The sequence below is a fragment of the Streptomyces sp. ISL-12 genome, assembly GCF_018614415.1.
GTDB lineage: Bacteria > Actinomycetota > Actinomycetes > Streptomycetales > Streptomycetaceae > Streptomyces.
The window spans coordinates 37,347-44,650 of record NZ_JAGGOO010000092.1 but is presented as its reverse complement, the minus strand read 5'-3'; the positions used below and the strand labels follow the sequence as shown (position 1 = coordinate 44,650).

Annotated in this window: 7 protein-coding genes and 1 pseudogene; 6 read left to right on the top strand and 2 right to left on the bottom strand. The window is 72.2% G+C overall.

The window, feature by feature from the left end; genetic code table 11:
* Positions 1 to 529: pseudogene (locus J7I94_RS24660) on the top strand (integrase core domain-containing protein); the annotation flags it as partial.
* On the opposite strand, the gene J7I94_RS24655 reads toward J7I94_RS24660, so the two are convergent.
* Positions 526 to 972: a MarR family winged helix-turn-helix transcriptional regulator gene (locus tag J7I94_RS24655; RefSeq protein ID WP_251075665.1), complete on the bottom strand. Its 447-nt coding sequence runs from the start codon at positions 970 to 972 to the stop codon at positions 526 to 528. The pseudogene J7I94_RS24660 and the gene J7I94_RS24655 sit on opposite strands and share 4 nt — an antisense overlap.
* A gap of 56 nt (positions 973 to 1,028) precedes the next feature.
* A complete protein-coding gene (locus J7I94_RS24650) occupies positions 1,029 to 2,603 on the bottom strand; it encodes an AMP-binding protein (RefSeq protein WP_215170108.1) in 1,575 nt (524 codons plus the stop codon).
* Positions 2,604 to 3,117: 514 nt separating this feature from the next.
* Between J7I94_RS24650 and J7I94_RS24645 the strand changes: the two genes are divergently transcribed.
* The 5 genes from J7I94_RS24645 to J7I94_RS24625 are packed head-to-tail and all read left to right on the top strand — an operon-like array spanning position 3,118 to position 7,289.
* The gene (locus J7I94_RS24645; protein ID WP_215170106.1) at positions 3,118 to 4,350 is read left to right on the top strand and encodes a sedoheptulose 7-phosphate cyclase; all 1,233 of its coding nucleotides are present in this window, start codon (positions 3,118 to 3,120) and stop codon (positions 4,348 to 4,350) included.
* Complete coding sequence (locus J7I94_RS24640) at positions 4,347 to 5,048, top strand: cupin domain-containing protein (protein ID WP_308114688.1); 702 nt, start codon at positions 4,347 to 4,349, stop codon at positions 5,046 to 5,048. The genes J7I94_RS24645 and J7I94_RS24640 overlap by 4 nt, the downstream gene beginning before the upstream one ends.
* Entirely contained in the window at positions 5,045 to 5,431 is a 387-nt protein-coding gene (locus J7I94_RS24635; protein ID WP_215170104.1) for a cupin domain-containing protein, read from the top strand. Before J7I94_RS24640 ends, J7I94_RS24635 begins: the two co-directional genes overlap by 4 nt.
* Positions 5,428 to 6,501, top strand: coding sequence for an alcohol dehydrogenase catalytic domain-containing protein (locus tag J7I94_RS24630; RefSeq protein ID WP_308114687.1), 1,074 nt, complete (start codon positions 5,428 to 5,430; stop codon positions 6,499 to 6,501). Before J7I94_RS24635 ends, J7I94_RS24630 begins: the two co-directional genes overlap by 4 nt.
* Entirely contained in the window at positions 6,498 to 7,289 is a 792-nt protein-coding gene (locus J7I94_RS24625) for an SDR family oxidoreductase (RefSeq protein WP_215170102.1), read from the top strand. Before J7I94_RS24630 ends, J7I94_RS24625 begins: the two co-directional genes overlap by 4 nt.
* The last annotated feature ends 15 nt before the right edge of the window (positions 7,290 to 7,304 follow it).

The following is a 7,304-nucleotide window of genomic DNA, read 5'->3' as shown; positions in this document are numbered from 1 at the left end:
CTCGGCCGCATCCCCGACGGCGGCGGTCACAGAGTCCTGGGCCGGGAGGCCGGCCGGGCCCGCCGCAACAGCGTGGGCTTCGACTACGTCCACTCCGCCGTCGACGACCACACCCGCATCGCCTACAGCGAGATCCACGCGGACGAGAAGGCCGCTACCTGCGCAGCCTTCCTCCGCCGGGCCGCGGTCTTCTTCCAGACCACGGGCATCGACCGCATCGAGCGGGTCCTGACCGACAACGCCTGGCCCTACCGCAGGAGCTTCGCCTGGCGCGATGCCCTGGCCGACCTCGGCGCGACCGGCAAGCTCACGCGTGCCTACCGGCCCGCGGACCAACGGCAAGGTCGAACGCTTCAACCGCACCCCGCTCGACGAACGGGCCTGCATCAGGTCCTGCACGAGCAACGACGAGCGGACCGCGGCCCTGGCAGAATTCCCGCACACCTACAACCACCACCGCTGCCACACCGCACTTTGCGGGCAGCCACCCATCAGCCGTGTAAACAACGCTGCAGTTCAATACACCTAGCGGCCGGTGAGGGTGAACCGCAGGCCCGCTTCCGTCTGTTCGATGACGAGGCCCCAGCGGGCGCACTCCTCGGCCAGCACCTTGCGGTAGGTGGGAGCCGCCGCCTCGGCACGGGCACGGCCGGCTTCGTGGAGCCGGGTGAACACACCGCGGCGGTCGTCGGGGCACAGGCAGCGCTCGCACAGCCCCTGCGCCTCCAGCCGGGCGACGATCCGGGTGACCGAACTCTGGTTCAGGCCCACGGCGTCGGCCAGGTCCTGCATGCGCAGACTGCCGTCCACCGCGTCGGCCAGACTGCTCAACGCGTGGTACTCGGAGAGGCGGAGCTGGTGCTGCCGGTACAACTCTCGTTCCAGGCCGGCGTTGACATGGGTCTGCGCCTCACTCAGCTCTCGCCAGATCCTGTCCTGCGTCATCGCGGGCGCCTGTGTTGCCTTGGCCATACCGCATTCTCCCACAGGGACACTTTCCCCAGCAAACAATGCACAGACATATTTTTCTAGTGCGGGGCGGCCGCCGACACGGCCCTCAGCACATCGCGGCGGACCTTCCCGCTGGGCGTCCTCGGCAACTCGGCCACGAACCGCACGGACCGGGGATAGGCGTGGGCCGCGTGGTGGCGTTTGACCCACGTCTGGAGGTCGCCGACGAGCTCCTCCCCCGGCTCGTCGTCGGGGGACAGTACGACGAAAGCCTCGATCACCTCGCCCCGCAGCCCGTCGGGCACCGCCACGACCGCCGCGTCGGCCACGCGCGGGTGCGCCCGCAGGGCGTTCTCGATGTCGTGCGGACCGATGCGGTAGCCCGCCATGATGATCACGTCGTCGGCGCGGCCGGTGAAGGTCAGATTCCCCGCGGCATCGGCGACCGCGATGTCACCGGTGACGTGCCAGCGTCGCGCGGGCGCGGTCCCGCCGCCGTATCCGGTGAACCACATCAGCGGACTCTCCCACCGGTCGACGGCCAGCCTGCCGGGTTCGCCGGGCGGCGCTTCGACGTCCTCGGTCCGGTCCAAAACCCTCAACCGCCAGCCCGGGAACGAGCGGCCCATCGAACCGGCCGTCCGGGCCGCCGGCCTGATCGCCGGGTGCCATCCGTGCCCGGCGACCATGCCGAGCTCGGTCTGCCCGTAGTGGTCGTGGATCTCCGTCCCCAGCGCGTCCGCGGCCCACTCGGCCGTCGCGGCGTCGAGCGGCTCACCCGCGGACGAGGCGCAGCGCAGCGCCAACGGCGGCCGGCCGGGCCACTGGGCCCGCAAGGACCGGTAGGCGGTGGGCGCCGCCGCGAAGTTGGTCACGCGGTGGCGGGACAGGGTCAGGACCGTCCGGTCGGCGTCGAAGCCGCCGCTGAGCAGCAGGGCCGCCCGGCCCAGCGCCAACGGCCCGATGACCGCCTGGTAGAGGCCGTAGCCCCACCCCGGGTCCGCCATGTTCCAGAAGACGTCGTCCGCGCGGTGGTCCAGCCCGAACTCCTGGTACGCGGCGAAGGCGGCGATCGCCCGGACCGGTACCGGGACGGGCTTGGCCGGGCCGGTGGTTCCGGAGGTGTACAGCTCCAGGAAGGGGGCCGCCCCTCCCACGGGGTACGTGTCCGCGACCGGGCCCGGGGCCCGTGCGAGGTCCGGGCCGGCCTCCAGCACGTGCCACGGCAGGGTGCCGTCCGGGCCGCGCAGCGCGTCGACCTTGTGCGACTGGGACGGATCGGTGATGACCGCCTTGGCGGCAGCGGTGCGGGCGCGGACGGCATCGGGAGCGAAGGCGGTGAACAGCGGCACGTGCACCGCGCCCAGCCGCCAGATCGCCAGCAGGCTGACCGGCAGGTCGGCCGACTTGCCCATCAGCGTGGCCACCCGGTCCCCCGGGCCGACGCCCAGCGCGCGCAGTCGGCCGGCGAGCAGCCGGGACCGTTCGGCGAGGGCGCCATAGGTGAGGGGGACGGATTCCAGATCCGGCCCGAGGACGGTGAAGGCGACGGCGTCCGGCGGCCGGCGGTCGCACAACAGCCGCGCCACATCGGCGTCGGGTGCGCCGAAAGTGCTCAGCAGGTCCTGTATCCGTGCCTGTACAGAAGTCATGCGCTCCCGCTTCCTGGTCATGTTCCCCGACGTTTACTCGCCCGACACAGGCAAGCCTCGGGATATGAGCGGCGGCTACGGGACCGGGAAGTTATTGGCAGTTTTCGATCGATCACAAGAGCGCTTTCGCGCCAGGTGACCGAGAAAGCGAAGAGTTGTTAACCGTTGGTAAAAGTTGCCCGACGGAGGTCTTTCAACCGGTTTCACATTTCCACCTTATGTCCGCTTCGCCCCTTGTCGGCACATGTCTCTCCTGGCGTCCGCCCGAGGAACTCCGCCCTTACGCAAAGTGCCGGTGACCGAGGAAATGGTGAACGCTCCGTGAGAGAAATCGGCAGTACCGGCCGGTTCGCGATCCGGGCGCGGGAAAGCGCCTCGCCAACTGAGACGGACACGGGCCGGCCGAGCGGCGCCCAGCCGTGATCCCGGTCACGTTGCCGATCGTTCGACGCCGCTCCTAGGGTCCCGTTTCGGCCCAGCAGGGTCCACGTCGAAGACCGATGAGGGGTTCGTCATGACGGTATCCACGGTCACCGCTCCGGGCACCCGTGAGCGTTCCGAGAACGGCCTTTTCGTCTCCGGTGAACCGGCACACGCCTGGACGGTGAGCACCGCCAAGCCGGTCACTTACGAGGTGCGTTTCACGCCCGGCGTACTGCATCCGGAAAACCCCGCGCTGGCCCTGGCGGGAACCACCAGCGAAGTACGCAGCCGACGCCGACTGCTGGTGGTCGAGGAGAAAGTCAACGAGCTCTACGGAGCTCAAGTACTGGCCTACTGCGAAGGCCAGGGCATCGAATTCGAGCTGTGCGTCATTCCGGCGCACGAGCAACTCAAGACGATGGAATCCGTGTTCCGGGTCGTCGAGCACATGGACCGTTTCGGTATTTCCCGCAGGCACGAGCCGCTGATCGCGATAGGCGGCGGCGTGCTGCTGGACATCGTCGGTCTCGCGGCCAGCCTGTACCGCCGGTCGACCCCCTACGTCCGGGTGCCCACCACCCTGATCGGGCTGGTGGACGCCGGCATCGGGGCGAAGACCGGCGTCAACTTCGACCGCCACAAGAACCGGCTCGGCACCTACCACCCGTCGTCGGTCACCCTGCTCGACCGCGCCTTCCTCAGCACGCTCGACGAGCGCCACATCAGCAACGGCCTGGCGGAGATCCTCAAGATCGCGCTGGTCAAGGACCGGGTCCTGTTCGACCTGCTGGCCGAGCACAGCAAGTGCCTGCTGAGCAGCCGGCTGCAGAGCGCGGGCAGCGAGGACGGCGGCGCCCTCGCCGACGAGGTACTGCGCCGCGCGGTCCAGGGAATGCTGGAGGAGCTCCAGCCCAACCTCTGGGAGCACCAGCTGCAGCGGCTGGTCGACTACGGGCACTCCTTCTCCCCCACCATCGAGATGGAGGCCCTGCCCGATCTGCTGCACGGCGAGGCGGTCACGGTGGACATGGCGTTCACCACCGTCCTCGCCCGCCGCCGGGGCCTGGTGAGCGAGGCCGACTGCGACCGGGTGCTGGGCGTGATGGAGGACCTGCGGCTGCCGCTGTTCCACCCCGTGTGCACCCCCGGGACGCTGGGCAGGGCGCTGGCCGACACCGTGCGCCACCGGGACGGGCGGCAGCACCTGCCGCTGCCGGTGGGCATCGGGCGTGCCTGCTTCGTGGACGACGTGACGCAGGAGGAGATCGACGGGGCGCTCACCGAACTCGCCTCGTACGGTCCGGCGGCCGGACGGGCCCAGTGATCGTCGCGGACACCTCGGACGCCTCCCGGGTGTTCGGGGTGCACGGCACCGAGGGGCTCACGTACTGGAAATGCCTGGCCCGCCGGACCGGGACGGCGGGTTCCTGGGAGGCGGTCGAATGGGCCTCGCTGCCGCCCGGCGCGGTGAGCGGCGTCCACCTGCACACCCGTACCGAGGAGATCTACTTCGTCCTCGCCGGGACCGGCGAACTGTCGCTGGACGGCACCGCCCGTCCGGTCGGACCGGGCAGCATCGCGCTGACCAGGGCCGGCAGCACGCACGGCTTGCGCAACACCGGCGCGGAGGACCTGGACTGGCTCGTGGTGGAGATGTCCACCCCCGCCACGCACGCGGTGCTCACCGGCACGCCGGCATCACGGGAACGGAGGGAAGGCATGCGCAGCAAGGTGTACGACCTGGCCCGGGCAGGGGAGATCGATCCGTCCGAGGTGTTCGACGGCCCGCTGTCCCTCGTCCGCACGCTGCAGCTCGACGCGGGCGAGGAACGCAAGCTGCTCGCGGACGGCGCCGAGCACGTCGTCTTCGTGCTGGCCGGCTCCGGGGCGGCCGAGAGCCCCGCCGGGCACGCGTCGTTGACGCCCGGCACCTCGGTCACCCTCCCGCTCGGCGGCCGCCTGACGCTGCGCGCGGACCAGGAGGGCCTGCGGGTGTTCCACGCGGTGCTGGAGGTCCGGTGATCGTCTCGACCGCGAGCGCCCACGCCGTCACCGGCTCGGACGGCGCCCCGCCGGTCTCCCGGCGCTGCCTGGCCCGGCGCGGCATGATGCACAGCGAGTGCGAGGCGGTGGACCACGTCCTGCTCGCACCGGGCGCGGGCGCGGAGGAGCGGGGCCGGTCCGGCACCGAGGAACTCTGGCTGCTGCTGTCGGGCGAGGTCACCGTGGCGGAGGACGGGGCGGCTCCGCGTTCGCTGCGCGCCGGTGAGGTGCTGCTCTGCCCGGCGGACAGCCGTCCGAGGCTGACCGCCGGCGCGGGGGCCGCCGAACTCCTGCAGGTGTCCGTGCTGTCCGGTGGCCGCAGTGCGCTGCTGCCCGCGCGGCGGCCGGAGGTGGGCCCGTGACCGGCGTGCTCCCCGCGACGGACCGGCCCTCCGTGTGGCCCTCCGGGACCATGACGGCGGTCGCCGTCACCGGCCGCGGAGAGGTCGGGGTCCTGACCCTCCCGGTTCCGGAGCCGCTGCCCGGCCACGCACTGGTCCGCGTCACCCACACCGGGCTGTGCGGCACCGACCTGGAACTGCTGCACGGTACCGCGAGCTACCTGCTGGACGGGCGGGCCCGCCTGCCGCACGTCGTCGGCCACGAGTGGACCGGGACCGTCGCCGCGGCCGGCACGGACACCGGTCTGCTGCCCGGGCAACGGGTGGTGGGCCAGACGATGGTGCCGTGCGGGCGGTGCGGGCACTGCCGCGGCGGGCGGCGCGGGCTGTGCCCGGCGATGCGCGAGGTCGGCCTGTACGGCCTGCAGGGCGCCGCCGCCTCCTACGTACGGATGCCGGCGTCGGCCCTGGTGCCGGTGCCGGACGCGGTGGACGACCGGTCGGCGGTCCTGGTCGAGCCCGCCGTGACGGTGGTCGAGGCGCTGCGCCGCGCGGACTGCCGGCCGGAGGACCGGGTCGCCGTGGTCGGCACCGGCACGATCGGGCTGATCGCCGTCCAGCTGGCCGCCCGGCAGGCGCACCGGGTGGACGCCGTCGGCATCGAACCGGCGGGCCTGGAACTGGCGATGAGTCTCGGTGCCCGCGACGGGCTGCTCCCCGACAAGGCTCCCGACGCCGGGTACACCCTGGTGATCGAGGCGTCGGGCAGCCCCGCCGGTTTCAGCCGGGCCGTGGAACTGGCCGCGCCCGGCGGCCGGATCGCGGCCGTGGGCGTCGCCGCCGGTCCGGTGGACGGCCTCCCCGCGGCCCGGATCACGTTGGACGGCCTGTCCGTCCTGGGCGTCCGGCACGGCCTGGACCACTACGACCACGTGCTCGACCTGCTGGCCGACGGGGTGCTGCGGGCCGACCCGCTGATCAGCCGGGTACTGCCCGCGGCCCGCGCCGCCGAGGCGTTCGCGCTCCTGGAGCGCGGGCGCGGCGCCCGTCCCAAGGTGCTGCTCGACTTCACGGAGGCTGATGCGTCATGACCACGTCCCAGCGACAGCCCACGGCCCTGGTCACGGGGGCCAGTTCGGGCATCGGGCGAGCCGTCGCGCTCGCCCTCGGCGCGGCGGGCCACCGGATCGCCGTCGGCTACCGGAGCGACCTGGGCGGGGCCCGCGAGACCGCCGAGCGGCTGCCGGAGTCCGCCCGTCCGGTGCTGGTACGGCTCGACCTGGCCGACCCCGAGGGGGCTGCCGAGAGCGTCGTACGGGCAGCTGAGGAACTGGGCGGACTGGACGTCTTCGTCAACAACGCGGGCGTCAACCGCCGCGCGGAGGCCGTCGACGAGGAGCCGGAGGGCTGGCGGCGCCTGATCGACGTCGATCTGACGGGGCCGTTCCTGTGCGCGCAGGCCGCCGCCCGGGTCATGGTGGAGGCGGGCCGGGGCGGCCGGATCATCAACGTGACCTCGGTGCACGAGCACATGCCGATCCGCGGCGGCAGCGCGTACTGCGCGGCCAAGGCGGGACTCGGCGCGGTCACCAAGGTGATGGCACTGGAACTGGCCGAGCACGGCATCACCGTGAACTCGGTGGCCCCCGGCGAGACCGCCACCCCCATGAACGGGGTGCCTGAGACGGCGGACGCCGCGGACATCAAGCGCCCGGCGATCCCGGCCGGCCGCCCCGGCCGGCCGGAGGAGGTGGCCGCGCTGGTGGCACACCTCGCCTCCGCCTCCGCCGCGTACACCACCGGCACCTCGGTCGTCGTGGACGGCGGTCTGGGGCTCATGGCCGCGATCGCCAACCAGCAGTACGCGAACACCATCTGATGGTCAGTCACCCGC

Bases quoted from the DNA above. Each gene is read 5' to 3' on its own strand.
- J7I94_RS24645 (WP_215170106.1), top strand. From the start codon at position 3,118: ATGACGGTATCCACGGTCACCGCTCCGGGCACCCGTGAGCGTTCCGAG.
- J7I94_RS24655 (WP_251075665.1), bottom strand. From the start codon at position 972: ATGGCCAAGGCAACACAGGCGCCCGCGATGACGCAGGACAGGATCTGG.
- J7I94_RS24650 (WP_215170108.1), bottom strand. From the start codon at position 2,603: ATGACTTCTGTACAGGCACGGATACAGGACCTGCTGAGCACTTTCGGC.
- J7I94_RS24625 (WP_215170102.1), top strand. From the start codon at position 6,498: ATGACCACGTCCCAGCGACAGCCCACGGCCCTGGTCACGGGGGCCAGT.